The sequence below is a fragment of the Mesoplasma chauliocola genome (assembly GCF_002290085.1).
Taxonomy (GTDB): Bacteria; Bacillota_I; Bacilli_A; order Mycoplasmatales; family Mycoplasmataceae; genus Mesoplasma; species Mesoplasma chauliocola.
In genome coordinates, this window is record NZ_CP023173.1 from 1 (window position 1) to 18,152 (window position 18,152).

At 27.0% G+C, this 18,152-nt stretch carries 15 protein-coding genes and 1 pseudogene; 15 read left to right on the forward strand and 1 reads right to left on the reverse strand.

Going from position 1 to position 18,152, the window contains the following annotated elements; genetic code table 4:
- The 3 genes from dnaA (at nt 1) to CK556_RS00015 (ending at nt 3,659) form a co-directional block, all read left to right on the forward strand.
- A complete protein-coding gene (gene dnaA, locus CK556_RS00005; RefSeq protein WP_027875860.1) occupies nt 1–1,332 on the forward strand; it encodes a chromosomal replication initiator protein DnaA in 1,332 nt (443 codons plus the stop codon).
- A gap of 228 nt (nt 1,333–1,560) precedes the next feature.
- Nucleotides 1,561–2,682 carry a DNA polymerase III subunit beta gene (locus CK556_RS00010; RefSeq protein WP_027875859.1) on the forward strand — a complete coding sequence of 374 codons (1,122 nt, stop codon included), beginning with the start codon at nt 1,561–1,563 and terminating at the stop codon, nt 2,680–2,682.
- A 56-nt stretch (nt 2,683–2,738) separates the two neighbouring features.
- A complete protein-coding gene (locus tag CK556_RS00015; RefSeq protein WP_027875858.1) occupies nt 2,739–3,659 on the forward strand; it encodes an alpha/beta fold hydrolase in 921 nt (306 codons plus the stop codon).
- Between the two features lie 27 nt (nt 3,660–3,686).
- On the opposite strand, the gene CK556_RS00020 is transcribed toward CK556_RS00015, so the two are convergent.
- Nucleotides 3,687–4,661 (reverse strand): rod shape-determining protein, encoded by a 975-nt coding sequence (locus tag CK556_RS00020; protein WP_027875857.1) that lies wholly within the window; start codon nt 4,659–4,661, stop codon nt 3,687–3,689.
- Between the two features lie 68 nt (nt 4,662–4,729).
- Between CK556_RS00020 and rnmV the strand changes: the two genes are divergently transcribed.
- The 12 genes and pseudogenes from rnmV (at nt 4,730) to CK556_RS00075 (ending at nt 17,886) form a co-directional block, all read left to right on the forward strand.
- Entirely contained in the window at nt 4,730–5,257 is a 528-nt protein-coding gene (rnmV, locus tag CK556_RS00025) for a ribonuclease M5 (protein ID WP_027875856.1), read from the forward strand.
- The gene (gene rsmA / locus CK556_RS00030) at nt 5,258–6,058 is read left to right on the forward strand and encodes a 16S rRNA (adenine(1518)-N(6)/adenine(1519)-N(6))-dimethyltransferase RsmA (protein WP_027875855.1); all 801 of its coding nucleotides are present in this window, start codon (nt 5,258–5,260) and stop codon (nt 6,056–6,058) included.
- Between the two features lie 207 nt (nt 6,059–6,265).
- Complete coding sequence (gene gyrB, locus CK556_RS00035; RefSeq protein ID WP_027875854.1) at nt 6,266–8,173, forward strand: DNA topoisomerase (ATP-hydrolyzing) subunit B; 1,908 nt, start codon at nt 6,266–6,268, stop codon at nt 8,171–8,173.
- Nucleotides 8,174–8,199: 26 nt separating this feature from the next.
- Nucleotides 8,200–10,677: a DNA gyrase subunit A gene (gyrA, locus tag CK556_RS00040; RefSeq protein ID WP_027875853.1), complete on the forward strand. Its 2,478-nt coding sequence runs from the start codon at nt 8,200–8,202 to the stop codon at nt 10,675–10,677.
- A 161-nt stretch (nt 10,678–10,838) separates the two neighbouring features.
- A complete protein-coding gene (locus tag CK556_RS04075; RefSeq protein WP_420845529.1) occupies nt 10,839–11,045 on the forward strand; it encodes a MupG family TIM beta-alpha barrel fold protein in 207 nt (68 codons plus the stop codon).
- A 201-nt stretch (nt 11,046–11,246) separates the two neighbouring features.
- The gene (locus CK556_RS00045; RefSeq protein WP_027875852.1) at nt 11,247–11,471 is read left to right on the forward strand and encodes a MupG family TIM beta-alpha barrel fold protein; all 225 of its coding nucleotides are present in this window, start codon (nt 11,247–11,249) and stop codon (nt 11,469–11,471) included.
- A 256-nt stretch (nt 11,472–11,727) separates the two neighbouring features.
- Nucleotides 11,728–11,904 (forward strand): annotated as a pseudogene (locus CK556_RS00055) (phospho-sugar glycosidase domain-containing protein); the annotation flags it as partial.
- A gap of 42 nt (nt 11,905–11,946) precedes the next feature.
- Nucleotides 11,947–12,723, forward strand: coding sequence for a MurR/RpiR family transcriptional regulator (locus CK556_RS00060; RefSeq protein ID WP_027875851.1), 777 nt, complete (start codon nt 11,947–11,949; stop codon nt 12,721–12,723).
- A 111-nt stretch (nt 12,724–12,834) separates the two neighbouring features.
- Nucleotides 12,835–13,125 (forward strand): family 1 glycosylhydrolase, encoded by a 291-nt coding sequence (locus CK556_RS03910; RefSeq protein ID WP_084545431.1) that lies wholly within the window; start codon nt 12,835–12,837, stop codon nt 13,123–13,125.
- A 350-nt stretch (nt 13,126–13,475) separates the two neighbouring features.
- Nucleotides 13,476–13,601: a family 1 glycosylhydrolase gene (locus CK556_RS03915; RefSeq protein WP_169728219.1), complete on the forward strand. Its 126-nt coding sequence runs from the start codon at nt 13,476–13,478 to the stop codon at nt 13,599–13,601.
- Between the two features lie 200 nt (nt 13,602–13,801).
- The gene (locus CK556_RS00070) at nt 13,802–16,432 is read left to right on the forward strand and encodes a glucose PTS transporter subunit IIA (RefSeq protein WP_027875850.1); all 2,631 of its coding nucleotides are present in this window, start codon (nt 13,802–13,804) and stop codon (nt 16,430–16,432) included.
- Nucleotides 16,417–17,886, forward strand: coding sequence for a glycoside hydrolase family 1 protein (locus tag CK556_RS00075; RefSeq protein ID WP_036246802.1), 1,470 nt, complete (start codon nt 16,417–16,419; stop codon nt 17,884–17,886). The genes CK556_RS00070 and CK556_RS00075 overlap by 16 nt, the downstream gene beginning before the upstream one ends.
- Nucleotides 17,887–18,152 lie beyond the last annotated feature (266 nt).

Genomic DNA, 18,152 nt, shown 5'->3' on the forward strand with positions numbered 1-18,152 from the left:
ATGGAAACAAAAAAATTGTGAGAACAAATAATAAGTAAATTAAAAAATGAAAATTTAATTGATGCTGATATTATTGAAGAATATATAACAACTTCTGAACTTATTAATGTTTCAAGTAAAGAGTATGTAATTCTTGTTAGATCTAATCTTGGTGTAACAATTTTAAATGAGCTAAAAGATGTATTTATTTATGAATTCAAAACAGTTTTAGGCGAATTTGTTTCAGTTGAGTTTTCAACAAAAACAATATTCAATAAAAATAAGCCTATGAATATTAAAGTGCAAGCTGTTTCAGAAAAAGAGCTACCTACTAATGCATTAACTTTTAGCAATTTTATTGTTGGGGCAAGCAATAAGCAAGCAAATTTAGCTGCCAAAAGTGTTGTTTCAAATCCTGGTTCAACTTTTAACCCTTTATTCATTTATGGTGAATCAGGGTTAGGAAAAACCCACTTGCTACAAGCTATTAAAAATGAGGCTTGATTAAATAATAAAAAAGTTCTTTATCTAACTAGTGAAGATTTTACTAAAACTGTTGTAAATGCCCTTAATAAAGGAGATTTTAACGAAATTGAAACCTTAAAAAATGAAATGAATCTTAACGACTTTTTTATATTAGATGATGTTCAGTTTTTAAGCAAAAAGGACAAAACAAATGAGTTTTTCTTTAATATTATTAACAATTTTACAGAAAATGGAAAACAATTAGTTTTTTCAAGTGATAAAACACCCGAATTATTAAATGGTTTTGATAAAAGAATGATCACTCGTTTTAATTCTGGGCTAACAACACCAATTACTGCGCTTGATGTACCAACAGCTAAACTTATCATTGAATGAGAAATTAAAAAACAAGGATTAAAGCAAAAAATTAAAGAAGAAGCTGTTATTTATTTAGCACAAAACTTTAGTGATGATGTTAGAAAAATAAAAGGTTTAGTTAATAGACTTTCATTTTTTGGTATTCAAAATGATGAATCTTATGTAATTGAGCTTGATGATGTAATTGATTTATTTAAGGATACTCCCTCAGCAAATTTAGGATTGTTAAATGTTAAAAAAATTAAAGAAATTGTTGCTAAAAAATATGACGTGACAATAAAAGCAATTGATGGAAAAGCAAGAACTACAGATATTAAAAATGCTAGACATCTTTCTATGTATTTTGCAAAAATTATTTTAAACCATACTTCAACGCAAATTGGTGCAGAATTTGGTGGTAGAGATCACAGTACTGTTTTAAGTGCAATTTCCAGAATTGAAAAACTAATTTATAAGGAAAAAGAATTTAAAAAAATTGTTGAATCTTTAAAAAATGAAATAACAGGATAACGCGTGTTTTTTAAACACCGTTTTTTTTGTGGAAAAGAATTGTTTCTTGTTGATTATTTTTATCATTTTTTCCTTTTACTATATGGGTTTTTAGAAGTTATTCACAAATCAACACTATTATTAAATTTATCTATAGAATCAATAAATATAATATAAAAATAGACAGGTTCTTTCTTTGTTTTTATTAATTAAATATGAGATAATATATTTTGTAAAAAGAGGTGTAATATGAAATTAAGTATAAACAAAGATTTTTTATTAGATGAATTATCAAGAGCTAGTAAAATTATTGAAGTTAAATCTTTTAATCCTGCATTATTAGGTATTTATATTGAAGCAAGTTTTGATAAATTAACTATTATTTCAGCTAATACTTTAACTTCTTTTAAATCAGAACTAAATAACGAAAATTCTGATCTTATTATTGAACAACCTGGAAGAATATTAGTTAAACCAAAATTCATTTTAGAATTATTAAGAAAATTGGACAGTGATTTTGTCACATTATCAACTTTTGGTGAAAATGAATTAGAAATAATAACTGAAAAATCAAGTCTTAAAGTTTCAATTTTAAATGTTGAAGATTTCCCATTATTAGGTTTTATTGAAAAAGGTGTAGAACTTTCAATTAATCCTTATGAATTTAAAAGCACTTTAAATCAAACAATTAATTCAATTAACATGTATAACCAAAAAGTTGTTTTAGCAGGTATGAATCTAAAAATTAAAGATAATAAAATTTCATTTATAACAACAGATTTATTTAGAGTAAGTTTAAAAGAGATTGTTTTAAATGATAATACAAATGAAGAAGTTGATATTATAATTCCATACAAAACATTAACAGAATTATCAAAATTAATTGATAATGTTAAGGATTTTAAAATAATAATTCATGATGGAAATGCAACGTTTAAATTAGATAATGATTTATTACAATCAGTATTAATTGAAGGAAGATATCCTAATGTTTACTCAGCATTCCCAATGACTCATGAAATAAAACTTGAGTTAAATGCTAAATCAATCTTAAAAGTATTAAATAGATTCGAATTAACTACAGAGTCAAATATAACTTCAGTTGTTAATTTAGAAATTAAACAATCTGAAATCATTTTAAAAACAAATGTTGCTGAAGCTGCAAAATATGAAGAGAAATTCACAGATTATAAATATGAAGGAAATGTAAATTTAAATATTAATTTTAATACTAAATATTTAATTGAAGCAATTAGAACTTTTGACGATCAATTAATTAACTTAACATTTAATTCACAAAACAAACCAGTTTTAATAACAGGTGTACAAAAACGTGATTTAAAACAAGTTGTATTGCCAACTTATGCATAAAAGTTTAAGAAGTTATTATTTAGAAATAATAACTTCTTATTTTATAAAGGAGTTATATGAAAAAAGAAATTTTGCAAACTTTTGATAAAAAACAAATACAAATTTATATATGAGATCAAGTCAATGAAACAAAGGGGATTATTCAATTAGTTCATGGAAGTTGTGAACATGCTTTAAGATACAATGATTTTGCAAATAGAATGAATAAAAAAGGTTGAATTGTTGTTGGTAATGATCATAGAGGACATGGTCAAACAGCAAAATTAAATAATCAAACGTTAGGTTTTTTTTCTTCAAAAAATGGTTGAAATAAAATTGTTAATGACTTAGACGTAGTTAACGAATTTATTAAAACTAATTACAAGAATTTACCAATAGTTATGTTGGGTCATTCAATGGGGAGTTTTATGGCTAGAACCTACATGATAGATTATTTGAATAAAATAGATGGGTATATAATTAGTGGAACAGCATGATATCCTAAGTTTTTATTACAAATTTCTTTATTGATAGCTAAGTTTAGACAAAGTTTGAGAAAGAATAATAAAGAAGATAGATTTATTTGAAAGTTGAGTTATAAAAAATTAAATAAAAGATTTGAGAATAAAAACTCAACGGGTGTTGAATGACTATCAAATGATGATGAAAATAATGATAACTTTATAAAAGATCCATTAACAGGTCAAATTTTTACATCAGCTGCATTTAAAGATATGTTTTCAGGACTTATATATAATCAAAAGAAATCAAATTTAAAAAGAATAAACAAAGAAAAACCAATATTTTTGATTTCAGGTTTAGACGATTCAGTTGGTAGTTATGGAAAAAGTGTTAAGAAAACAAATAAAATGTTTGAGCAACAAAAACTTAATGTAAAAATGAAACTTTATGAAAAACAAAGACATGAAATTTTGTTTGATATTAATAAAGAAAAAGTTGAAGAAGATATATTGAAGTTTTTATCATCAATAAAATAAAAGTGAAGTTATAAATAAACTTCACTTTTATTTTTTAAAATTTAAAAATTTAATTGAACCTTCAATATCTGAATAACCACGTTTTTTTGATATTGTTACTGGGAAATTAAAGAAATCTTCAAAAAAATCTTTAACGCCACTTATTCCTGATAATTCACCAGTCACGTATATTCCATTTTTAACAACACCACTTCTAACAAGTGCTGAAGAATTTTCTAGTACTGAAATAATTAATGATTTGTAGTTTGTGAATGATTTAATAAATATTTTTTTAAATTCTTCACTAACACAAACAACACTTCTTCTTTCATTGGTGATTATATCTTTACCAACAATACTTAATTCTAATTCATCTCTCAATTTAATAATAGTTCCCAATGATCATTTAATTTTTTCAATCATATCACTATCAACTGAAATTGAATATTCTTCTTTAATAAATTGATTTAATGCTTCATCTAAATATTTTTCTGCATAGATTGTTTCTTTTTCTTTAATTATTTCACCTTCAACAATTAAAGCTACTTTTGCATATGCTTGATGAATATCTAAAATTAAAACACCATACTCATCATTAATGTCTGCATTTGCACCAAGAGCTGAAAGAACAATTCTAGGAGCAAAAGTTAAAGAATTAATTTTTGCTAAATCATTAAATATTGTTTTAAAGAATTCTTGAATAAAATCATTGTCAGAGTTAGGACAGGCAATAACAATATCAGCCTCATTAAATTCATCTTTGAACTTTTCAATAAGAACATTAACGTAACTTTTAAAAATTTCTAAATCTTGAATAACATATTTATCAAGAATATTTACAACTTTTAAAGGGTCATCAAGTCTTCCTATAGTATTTTTAACATCACGACCATATAAAACAATTTCAGTTGTTAAAACATTTCAACAAACTAAACTAAAGTCGTCATATATTTTTCCTTTTTCTGATGAAATTATTCTTGTAAATTCTTCACCAAAAACAATACCAATTTTTTTGTTGCTCATAGGTTTCCTCTCTTTTCTAACATTAATTATAGTATATAATAAACTTAATGTTAGATATAGGTGAATTAATGTTAAATGAGATAATTATTGTTGAAGGTAAATCAGATTCACAAAAATTGAAGCAAATTTATGGTGAAAAATTAATTACAGTTGAAACAAACGGACTTGGATTAGATGAAAAAAAAATAGAATTAATTAAGAAATTAAGTGAAAATAATAAAATTATAATTTTTACAGATCCAGATGGACCAGGTAAAAGAATAAGAGAAACCTTGATTAATCATATAAATAAAGATGTGTATAACGCTTTTATACTGAAAACAGATGTTGATCCTAAATCTAAAAAAATTGGAATAGCTGAAGCAAGCAATGAAGCGATAAAAAAAGCTTTAGAAAATTTAGTAACATATAATAAAAATAATGAATCAATTTCTTGAAATGAGTATGTTTCAAATAACTTTTATTTAAAAGAGAATAGAATTAAGATAGCAAAGCAATTTAACTTAAATGAAGAGTTAAGTTCAAAAACATTATTTAAATGATTGAATTGAATGAATTTAAATGTAGAAAAAGTTAAAGAAATAGTAGGAGCTTAAATGAAAGTTGAAGCAAAGAAAAAATTTGGACAAAATTTTATAAGTGATCAAAATTTAATAACAAAAATAATTTCTATTTTAGGTGAAGATAAAGATCAACTAATTATTGAAATTGGTCCAGGAACAGGTGCATTAACAAAACAACTTGTTGAAAAATACAATAAGGTAGTAGCAATTGAAATTGATACTGATATGGAACCAATTTTAAAATCAGCTATTCCGAATAAAAATTTTGAATTATTTTTATCAGATGTTTTATTAGTTGACTTTACTAAACTAATAAAAGAACACAAACAACATGAGAATCAAAAGGTTTCAATTATTTCTAATATGCCTTATTACATAACAAGTGAAATTTTATTTAGAACTTTAAATGTAAGTGAAAATCTAAATAAAGCTGTATTCATGATGCAAAAAGAAGTAGCAGTTAGAGTTTGTTCTTATAAAGGTGAAAATAATTATAATAATTTATCTGTAGCTTGTGAGTTTTTTGCAGATAAAAAATATGAGTTTACAGTTCCAAAACATATGTTTTACCCAGTTCCAAAAGTTGATTCAGCAATTATTTCTTTAACTTTTACTAATAAACACACTAAAGAAATTGAAAATAAAGAAGATTTTTTAGCTTTCTTAAGAAAAATTTTTAATAATAGAAGAAAAACAATTTTGAATAATCTGTCAAATGTAACTAATGATAAAATGAAAGCAAATTTAATTTTAGATAAAGTTAAAATAGATAAGACATTGAGACCCGAAGTTGTTGGATTAGAAGATTTTATTAAAATATTTAAAAAACTTTAAAAAATGTCTGCAAATCAGACATTTTTTCATTTTTATTTATATAAATGCCTAAATAAAGCAATTTAAGGGTATTTTTTAAGGTTTTTTTCAAAAATATATAGTTTTTATGGTCAAAAGGCTCATTGTCTATTTATGACCAAATTTACTTAAATTAATATATAATATATATATTAAGTGAACTTAGAAAGAAATGGGTGAATAAATTATATGGCAGAACAAAATTATGGTGCTGAATCGATTAAAGTTCTTAAGGGTTTAGAGGCTGTTAGAAAACGTCCAGGTATGTATATTGGATCTACATCTAAAGCTGGATTACACCACTTAGTTTGAGAAATTATGGATAACTCTGTTGATGAAGCAATGGCAGGGTTTGCAAACAAAATTATTTTAACTATCACTAAAGAAGGAGAAATCATCGTTCAAGATAATGGGCGTGGTATTCCTGTAGGAATTCAAACTGACTCAGGTAAATCAGCTTTAGAATTAGTTTTTACTCAGTTACATGCTGGTGGAAAATTTGACTCGGATTCATATAAAATCTCAGGAGGACTACATGGGGTTGGAGCTTCAGTAGTTAATGCCTTGTCATTATATGTTGATGTTGAGGTTAAGCGTGAAGGAAAAATCCACCATCAGTTATTTAGTGGTGGAGGTACTCAACAAAGCGAAATTAAAATCATTGGTGAAACAAGCGAAACCGGAACAACAGTTAGATTTAAACCAGATCCCGAAATCTTTTTAGAGGGAACTGAATTTGACTATGAAACAATTAGAAATAAAGTAAAACAACTTTCATACTTAAACAAAGGCTTAGTTATTGAATTAAACGATTTAAGAATTGATAAGCATGTTGAATACCACTTTCCAAATGGTATTTTAGATTACGTTAAAGAAAAAAACGAAACAAAAGCAAAAATTAACCCAAGCATTTTCTACGTTGATGATAAACATGAAGATATAGAAGTTGAAGTGGCTTTACAATATAACGCAGAATATCAAGAAAATTTAATTACATTTGTTAACAATATTAATACTCACGAAGGTGGTACTCATGAAGATGGATTAAGACAATCTTTAGTAAGAGTTATTAACCGTTATGCAGAAAAAGTTGCAACTGGTAATAAGCCAGCTGCTAAATATTCTTGAGATGATATTAAAGAAGGTATGGTATGTATAGTTTCAATTAGACATACTGATCCACAATATGAAGGACAAACTAAAACAAAATTAGCCAACCCAGATGCTAAAAGAGCGGTTGATGCTGTTGTTGGTGATGCTTTTGAAGAGTTCTTATTAAAATCTCCAGAAGATGCAAAAGCAATTTTGGATAAAAATGCAAATGCACAAAAAGCGAGAATTGCTGCGCAAAGAGCAAGAGAAGAAACTAGAAGAAAATCAGCTTTAGATACATTTTCTTTACCTGGTAAATTAGCAGACTGTGAAAGTAAAGATCCAGAAATTGCTGAATTATATTTAGTCGAGGGGGATTCAGCTGGAGGTTCTGCTAAAACAGGCCGTAACCGTAGATTCCAAGCAATTTTACCTTTAAGAGGAAAAGTTTTAAATGTAGAACGTGTTGCTGAAGTTAGAGCGTTTGCTAATAATGAAATTAAATCAATTGTTACAGCTATTGGTACTGGTATTAAAGAAGATATTGATTTATCAAAATTAAGATATGGAAAAATTGTTATTATGACTGATGCTGATGTCGATGGTGCTCACATTCGTACATTATTATTAACCTTCTTCTATAGATACATGAAACAATTGGTTGTTGATGGACATGTTTATATTGCACAACCACCACTTTATAAAATTGAAGCAGGTAAAAAAGTTGCTTATGCTTATAGTGATGCTGAACTTGAAGAACTAAAAGCAGGTGACTTTAAAGACACAAGATTTACGATTCAACGTTACAAAGGACTTGGAGAAATGGATCCAATTCAGTTATGAGAAACAACAATGGATCCAGAAAGACGTACAATGTTACAAATTAAATTAGAAGATGCTGCAATTGCTAATGAAGTATTCTCTGACCTAATGGGAGAAGACCCTGAATTAAGAAGAAACTATATTCAAGAAAATGCAGAGTTTGTAGAAAACATAGATTTCTAGACAAAGAATAGAAAAGGTGAATTAAAATGAGTGAAAAAAACTTAGAACATAACCACGGTATTATCAAAGGTATTGATATTGCTGCTGAGGTTAGAAAAGACTTTTTAGAATATTCAATGTCTGTTATTGTTAGTCGTGCGCTTCCAGACTTGAAAGACGGTTTAAAACCTGTTCACCGTCGTATTATTTATGCGATGAATGATTTAGGTATTACAGCAGATAAACCACACAAAAAATCAGCACGTATTGTTGGAGAGGTTATTGGTAAGTACCACCCACATGGTGATACAGCTGTTTATGACTCAATGGTAAGAATGGCTCAAGACTTTTCATACCGTTATCCACTAGTTGATGGACATGGGAACTTTGGTTCAATTGATGGTGATGGAGCCGCCGCTATGCGTTATACTGAAGCAAGACTTGCAAAAGTATCAAACTTCATTATTAAAGATATTGATATGAATACTGTTCCTTTTGTTGATAACTATGATGCTAGCGAAAGAGAGCCAGCTTATTTAACAGGTTATTTCCCTAACTTATTAGCTAATGGTGCTATGGGGATTGCTGTTGGGATGGCAACAAGTATTCCACCTCATAACTTAAGAGAAGTAATAAGTGCAATTACAGCATTTATTGATAATAGAGAAATCACAATTGATGAAATTTTAGATAATCATATTATGGGGCCAGATTTCCCAACTGGTGCATTAATGACAAATGGTATCAGAATGCGTGAAGGATATAAGACAGGAAGAGGCGCTGTAACAATTCGTGCTAAAGTAGCTCTTGAAGAAAATGATCGTCATGCAAGATTCATTATTACTGAAATTCCATACCAAACTAATAAAGCAAAATTAATTGAAAGAATTGCTGAGTTAGTTAAAACTAAACAATTAGAAGGTATTTCAGATATTCGTGATGAATCTAACTACGAAGGAATTAGAATTGTTATTGAATTAAGACGTGATTCAAATCCAGATGTTGTTTTATCCAAGTTATATAAATTTACTAATTTACAAACAACATATTCATTAAACTTATTATCATTGCATAATAACATTCCTGTTTTATTAGATTTAAAAACAATTATTAAACATTATGTTGATTTCCAAATTAATGTAATTATTAAACGTTCAATCTTTGAGAAAGATAAAATTGAAAAACGTTACCACATCTTAGAAGCATTGGATACAGCTTTAGACAATATTGACGCAATTGTTAATATTTTAAGAAGTTCTCCTGAGTCAAACGAAGCTAAATTAAAATTAACTGAAAAATTTGGTTTTGATGAAGAACAAAATAAGGCAATCTTAGATATGAGATTACAACGTTTAGTTGGATTAGAGCGTGGAAAAATTCAACAAGAAATGGCTCAAATAAAAGAAAGAATTGATTACTTAACATTATTAATTTCTGATGAAACTGAACAAAACAATGTTTTAAAAAACCAATTAGCTGAAATTGCAGATAAATTCGGAGACAACAGAAGAACAGAAACAATTGATGAAGGATTGATGGATATTGAAGATGAAGAATTAATCCCAGATGTCAAAACAATGATTCTTTTAAGTGAAGAAGGATACATTCGTCGTGTTGATCCTGAAGAATTTAGAGTACAAAAACGTGGTGGTAGAGGAGTTAGTGTAAACTCAGCAAATGATGACCCAATTATTATTTCAACAATGGGGAAAATGCGCGATTGAGTTTTATTCTTTACTAATTCTGGAAAAGTGTTTAGAACAAAAGCATATAACATTAGACAATACTCACGTACAGCTCGTGGATTACCAATTGTTAACTTCTTAAATGGTTTAACAGCTGATGATAAAATTACAGCTATTCTTCCATTAAGAAATGTAAAAGAAAAAATGAATTACTTAACTTTTATTACTGAAAAAGGAATGATTAAAAAAACTGATATTTCATTATTTGATAATATTAATAAAAATGGTAAGATTGCTATTAACTTAAAAGAAGATGATCAATTAGTTACAGTATTCCCAACAACAGGAGAAGATACAATCTTTGTTGCTAATAAATCAGGTAAAGTTATTAGAATTCAAGAAAATATCGTTCGACCACTATCTAGAACAGCATCAGGAGTTAAAGCTATTAAGCTTGATGAAAATGATGTTGTAGTTGGTGCAGTAAGTTCATTTGGAATTCAAAATATTACAACAATTTCTTCAAAAGGAAGTTTTAAGAAAACAAATATTGATGAATATAGAATTTCAGGGCGTAATGGTAAAGGAATTAAAGTTATGAATCTAAATGAAAAAACAGGTGACTTTAAATCAATTATTGCAGCTAGAGAAACTGACTTAGTATGTATTATTTCAACAGATGGAAACTTAATCAAAACTAAAGCATCAGACATTCCTGTTTTAGGAAGAGCAGCCGCGGGAGTTAGAGGAATTCGTCTAAGCGAGGGAAACAAAATTCAAGCAGTAATGTTAGAATATCGCAAACACGGAGAAGAAGAAATAGAATTTGAAGAAGATTAAGGATATTTAAAAGTGATTTTTTCACTTTTTTTATTTTGTATGCAAAATATATAATAACTTTCTATATAAGAAATAACTTTCTTTATTTTTTAAGCTTAAATAAAAGCAAATAATTAATTTAAATAAATTAGAATAATATAAAAAGAGAAATAGAGATATGAATTTATCCAGAACAGTCTCCATTTGAAAAAGATAAGGAATATTTAGATTTGGCAAAAATTTTGAGATATAAGGTTGTTTTTACTTCGTTATTATATTTTGTTAATCACTCTGACCAAGAATGTAAACAAAATAAAGTATTAAAGGCAATCAAATATGCTTATGATATAGGTTTTATACAATTTCAGAAGTTGAAGAAAAGTATTTAGAAAAGTTAAATAAATCAATTTTTTCTCACTTTTTTTGATATAGGAGTTTCTTGTATAAGAATGTATACTCCACTTAAAGCAATGGCGTTTGCATTTGCAATAGACAATCCAAAAGAATTTGATTTGCAAATAAGCATGTCAAATAATGATTCTTTAATTGACAATATTTCAATATAAACCCGTTGTAGAAAAGTCATCAGGTTGTCATATTTTTTTCCATTTAAACACACAGGATTACCCTTTGTTTTTTTTGAAGAAGCTAATAAAAAATTTTTAAAACATAATATTTATATAAGTGCTTTTGTTGATTCTTCTATAGGGAATATGACTCCAGCAATAAATCAAAAAGAGTTACCTACACTTGAAATTCAAAGAAAAATACCAATAGACGCACAAGCAAAATACTATTTTATTCAGATCAAATAAAGTGCGGTATTTTAGGTAATTCATATGCTTCAAAAGAAGAATTAAAAAAATTAGCATCTGTTTCAAGATACACAAAAGAAATTAATATTACTCTAGATGAAGGTCTGACAAAAGAAGAAATTGAAATAATTAATTCTAATATGCATTATAGAATAAATGATATAAATGAGTATTTTGTTAGAAGTTGCGCTCCAAGCATTTTTAACAAAAAATCAGTTTTAAATAAAAGAGCTGAATATAATTTTTTAAAAAAGGAGATGTAATAATAGTTAACAACATGGACGAAAGAAATAAAGCCAAGATACATATTGTTCTAAAAGATCAATTTGAAAATTATAATGGTAGATATAATAAAGTTGGATCAATTGATTTAAATGAAATAAAGTTGTTAGGTTTTTTAACCCAAAATACATATTTTAAATTAAAATTATAAAGATAGATAAACACCTAGTTGTTTACTAGCGGAGGAATTTTAATGAAAAGTGCCATTGAAAAATTGACTTCGGTTGCGAATGAATATAAAGATTCAACTTATAAGTTTATTGCCGAAATAATAATAAAAAAATTAATAAATAAAGAACTTAATATAACCCAAAAAGAATTATCTGAATTATGTTTTGTTAGTCAGTCTACAATAACAAAGTTTAGTAAGTTTCTTGGCTTTTCAGGTTTTAGAGAATTTTGATTTTTACTTAAAAAGGAGTTAGAAGATTATGACTCAGTAAATAAGGTAATATTTGAAACTGAAAGAACTTTTTTTAATCCAATTTTCCAATGGTTAGATGTAAATCAACCATTTTTAACCCTTTTAGTGAAGAATATTTTATCAAGTGAAGAATATTTAATATATTACTCTTACCAACTTCAATCATCCGCTGAATTTATGAGCAATTCTCTTAATTCAATAGGTATTAAAACAAGCCTAATAAATCATGCATATTTTAATGGTATTAATTTTATGGAAAATTCAAATAAGACAGTCTTGGCAATGATAAGTGGTCCTGATAACGAAAGTATAATAGCAGACTTGCATAATTTAAAAAATAACTTTAAAAAAGAAAACTTTTCAAACGTATTTATTCTTGTTAGCGAAAAACAACAAGAGAAAATCCCTGTTGAATTTCAAAATATTGCAAATATAGATATTATTAAAAACTGGCCTTCATTTGTTCAAAGAAATATAGCAGTGTCAATTTTCGTAGGGCAACTTTACTCTAATATTGTAAAAACTACTTTCAATAAAAGAAAGTAGTTTTTACAAAAAAAATTTAACCTTTTTTTCTAATAAAACGCAAAGTATTAATATACAAGTTATTTTGTAACAAAAGCAAGTTTTAAAATTGCATCTGATTCATTATAATACTTGAAAAAAGGCTGTATTATTAATAGCTTAAATGAGTTTTTTAAGTCTTATAGATTTTGCATTTCTTGGCCGAGAATTATAAAAAATAAAATTAAGCCAGTCGTTGCAATATTTCACTTTGACACTCCAGACTTTATTCAAGAGGTTAGAGTTGCATGGACAAATGAATTTACAAATTTATTTAAAATATATTCTAAAATTTTGTTTAAAAATTTTGGATCAAAAGTTAAGTATTGATTAACAATTAATAAATTAAATATGTTTGATTTGGCAGGCAAGTTATTGGAGTAGTTCAAGCAAATCAAAAAGTTAGTGCATGACAATTAATGCAATCGCCTAAATATTGAACAGGCAAAGGCGATAAAGTTATGGAAAAAAATGTACCCTGATTTAAAAATAGGTCATGCATCTAATATTTCCACAGTATATTTTAATACAGATAAGCGAGAAGAATATTAAGCATAGATATGCCTAAGAAATTGATCCATCTTGCTTTCATAAATACATTAAGGGAAGTTTACGACAGATATCAATTACCAATTATGTTTACGAAAATCGGATTGGTGCAAAAGATGTATTTGAAAATGATCAAAAAGTGCATACTCTTACAGAATTGAATATTATCAAAACATATTAAATAAATGCCCTTAGAAATTGAAGATGAAGTTAAAATAATTGGTTATATGGCACGAAGTTTGATTGACTTAGTTTCAACACATGAGGGTATAACAAAAAGATATGGATTTGTTTATGTAAATAGAAAATAATTTGAATTGAAAGATTGAAGAAGAATTAGAAAAGACGTTTTTTCTGATATAAAGACTTAATAAAAACCAAAGGAGATAACATTTAATAAAAACAGTAAATGTAAAAAAGCACTTTCCAAAAAAGAAAATACTTTTTTTATTTTGATTTTTTCCTTTTTAACTAATGTTTATTGGAAAATATTTTTGAAAGGAAAAACCATATGAAAATAAAAATTTATGCACCCGTGGACTGTGAAGCACTTAATATTGAAAAGTGCTCAGACCCAACTTTTTCACAAAAAATGTTAGGTGAGGGTATATTACTTATACCAAAAAGTGATAAGTTTGTATTGCCTTTTGAAAGTGCAAAATCGGTTTTAGTTTTTGACACAAAACATGCTTATGGATTTGAAATCAATGGAATCAATGTTCTTATACATTGTGGACTTGAAACAGTTAATCTGGGTGGCAAATATTTTGAGTCAAAAGTTATTGTTGGGAAAGAATATAAATTAGCTCAAGAAATTTTTAGTGTAGATACTAAAAGTATTAAAAAAGAAAAATTATCATTAGAAACACCAATAGTTTTTGATAATTCTGAAATGAAATATGAAATAAATATTTTAAATTTTCAAGAAGGTATATATAACAAAGGCGATTATATATGTGAAATAGAAATCACTGAAAATGAAAAAAAAATAAATTTAGAAGAATTATTTGGTCAAGAAGGTAAATACTCTAAACTGGCTTCTAATATAATAAACTTAGTTGGTTCAAAAGAAAACTTTTCTGATTTTTACAATTGCATGACTCGCTTAAGATTTAAAATCAAAGATAAAAATAAGGTAAATGAAGATAAAATTATAAAAAATGAAAATGTTCGAGGAATCAATTGAAATGGTCAAGAACTTCAAATAATTATAGGGCAAGATGTCTACAAGGTTAAAGATGAATTAACTAAGATTTTGAATTTTCAAAATAGTGTAAACCAAGAGGACTTAGTTAAAATAAACCCATTTAACAGATTGCTAAAAAACTTTTCATCTGTTTTTATAAAAGTCGTGCCTATAACTGCGGGTATAGGTTTAATTATGGCACTAATTTCAATTTTAAGAATGCTTAATATTATGCCAGAAATAGTATTAGTTAAACCTGAAGAGGGAAGCAGTCAAATGTGAATTTTTGATCCTATGCTTAATGTGGGGTGAGTTATATTATTTATAACTGGTAGAACTTCTGCATTATTTTTAGGAATAACATTATCTGTAAGCGCATCTGTTCACTTTAAGTGAAATCCTTTACAAGGAGCGGTATTAGGTTTAATACTATGCTCTCCACTGCTTTACGGTAATGGTGGCCCAGCGATGCAAGGGCAAAGAGAGTGGGTGCTTTGAGAAATTTGGCAATCAAACGATGTAATGCTACAAAGAATTGGTAGAATATCAGTTAATATGATGAACTTAAAGGTTGGTGTTATTATATTCTCTGTTTGAATTGCATCAGAGTTTGATAAATGAATAAAAAAATGAATGCCAGTAAGTTTAGACTTATTATTTAGACCACTACTAATATTTTTAGTAATCCCATTTGCTGGATTCTTTATTTTTGGACCTATTTGAAATATTTTTGAAGGTATTTTTGGTTATATGATTGGAATTTTACTTAAAATGCCTTTAGGTATAGGCTTAGGTATTTTTGCTAGTGTTTTCCAAGCTTCTGTTATTTTTGGACTGCATACAATAATGTCAACATTCTTTTTGTTAGATGCATTAGCAAATAATATGGTCGGAAGAGTTGTAGTAATTGGAAGCATAAGTACATTTGCCCAAATTGCAGCATTAGTTGGTTTATTAATTGTCACAAAAGATAAAAAACTTAAAAAACAGGGTAGCTCATTAATTGCAGCAGGACTTTTAGGAATTACTGAACCTATTTTATATGGAGTTAACTTCCCGAAAAGAAAACCACTTTATGCAGGATGTATAGGGGCATTCTTTGGTGGATGTTTAGCAAACATATTTGATGTTACACAAAGACCTGGTGGTGGACTTGGAGTGTTTGATGTTATCGGGTTTTTCTCAGATCCTTTAATACCTGTTGAGGGATTACATGCTAATAATGTAAATGGAACACTATATTTACTATGCTGTGGTGTAACAATAGCTATATCAATATTTGTTTCAATGGCTCTTTATAAAGAAAAAACTAATGAAAAAGCACTATTTATAAAATTTTTCAACAAAATTATATTCATTAAAAAACAAGAAAATGTTTTAAATGACGAAGAAGTTATACTTGTTAAAAACTTAAAAAAAGAAATTTTATCAAATATTTCTAAGGAACAAATTAAGCAATTAAAATTACAAGAAAAAAACATTGTAAATCATCAGAAACAAGAAGCTAATTTAGAATTCTACCTTAAAAAAAATGAAATAAAAAGAGATAAATTAATGCTTCAAGGTAAAAAAGCTATGAAGAATGAAAATATTGAAAAAGCCAATAAAACAGCACTTTTAATTAAAAATTTAGATAGCTTAATTAAGCTTGAAGAATATACTTCAAAAGTATCTCTTGCAGAGGAAAAAATTAATTTTAGTTTGATTAATGAAATTTGTAATGAAATATACTTAAAAAATCTAAACTCATTTAATAAAGTTTTTCAAATTTTTGAACTTAAAAATGATATTGAAATAGACAATTATATTAAAAATATTTCACGTAATATTTTAATTCATTGAGGATATGAAAAACCAATTGAAATTAAGGAAGAAAAAAATGCTTATTTAATTGCAGCTAATTTAAAAAAAATAAAAAATCAAGAAAAGAGAAATTTGAAATGACTAAAAAAATAAAAAAATTCCCTAAAAATTTTCTATGAGGTGGAGCAACATCAGCATCTCAAATAGAAGGCGCATGGGATCAAGGCGGAAAATCAATAACTTTAACTGACTTAGAACCTTTTTTAGAAAGAAAAAATAAGACAGACACTTCATTTGTATGACATAAAACAAAAGATAATTACTATAAATCTCTTGAAAATAAGGAAGGTCTTCATTTCCCCAAAAGACATGGTATAGATTTTTTTAATCACTACAAGGAAGATATAGCCTTATTTAAGGAGATGGGACTTAAGATATATAGGATGTCTATTTCTTGAGCTAGAATATTCCCTAATGGTGATGAAGAAAAACCAAACATTGAAGGGCTTAATTTTTATAAAAATGTTCTTGAAGAGTGTAAGAAAAATGGTCTCGAAGTAATGGTGACAATAATTCACTTTGATTACCCTTTGCCAATTATGGAAAAATACCCAGCAGGTTTTGCAGATACAAAAGTGCAAGAAATGTTTATAAAATATGTTAAAGTTTTATTTGATAACTTTGCAAAATATGTAAAATATTGATTGCCAGTTAACGAAATTAATATTGCATCTTTTTTTCCAATAATTGGTCTTGGGTACTTTCCTGAAAAGGCCGCAAATCCAAAATCATTTATCGATAAGCAAAAAGTTGAAGCTTTGCATGGATTATTCTTAACTCATGCTAGGGTAGTTCAACTTTCTAAAAAGTACGAAAATATCAAAGTTGGTTGCATGGTTGCTGATATGCTAATATACCCTTATGATTGCAATCCTATAAATATAATTGAAACAATGAAAATGGAAAGAATGACAAAGTATTTTTTCTATGATGTAATAGCTGGTGGAGAATACCCAGGATACTATTTAAGAGCACTAAAGGATGCAAGCATAGATTTAAATATATCAGAGGATGACAAAAAACTTTTAAAATATAATTCCGTTGATTTTATATCTTTTAGTTACTATCAATCAAGTACACTTTCTGTTACAGATCAAAATGAAAAAGTTGGTGGAAATATAGCTGGTTGAGGAAAAAACCCATTCTTAAAAGCAACTGAATGAGGGTGACAAATTGATCCAATTGGTATTAGATATATTCTTACTAATTTATGAGAGAGATACAAAAAACCTTTATTTATTTCAGAAAATGGAATAGGTGTTATTGAATCTTTAGATGAAAATCAAACTGTAAATGATGATTATAGAATAGACTATATGCAAAAACATTTTGAACAAATTTGAGAAGCAATTGAAGATGGTGTTGATGTATTTGGGTACACTGTTTGAACACCAATTGATATAGTATCTGCAGGTACATGTGAAATGGCAAAAAGATATGGAATGATCTTTGTAGACTATGATGATTATCATAATGGAACAGGTAAGCGATACAAGAAAAAGTCTTTTTTTTGGTATAAAGATTTTATTAAAAACAATGCTTTGTAAAATTATATTCATCATTTGTTATAAAAAAGAGTTCAGCTCTATAAATTATTAAAACTTCTAACCTAATGCCTCGTAAAATCCCTGAGCTGAATTGTAGTTCAGAATTTTATGACGCATTTTTTATTTCAATTATTTTATCATCTGTTAAGTTTATAAAATTTGTTTTCTCAGATAAAAACATTATAAAAATTTATTAAAGTAGTGTCTTTTTACAAGAAGCCTATGTATAAAGCGGCACGTTTAATTATGTGTAAATTGATGTAAAA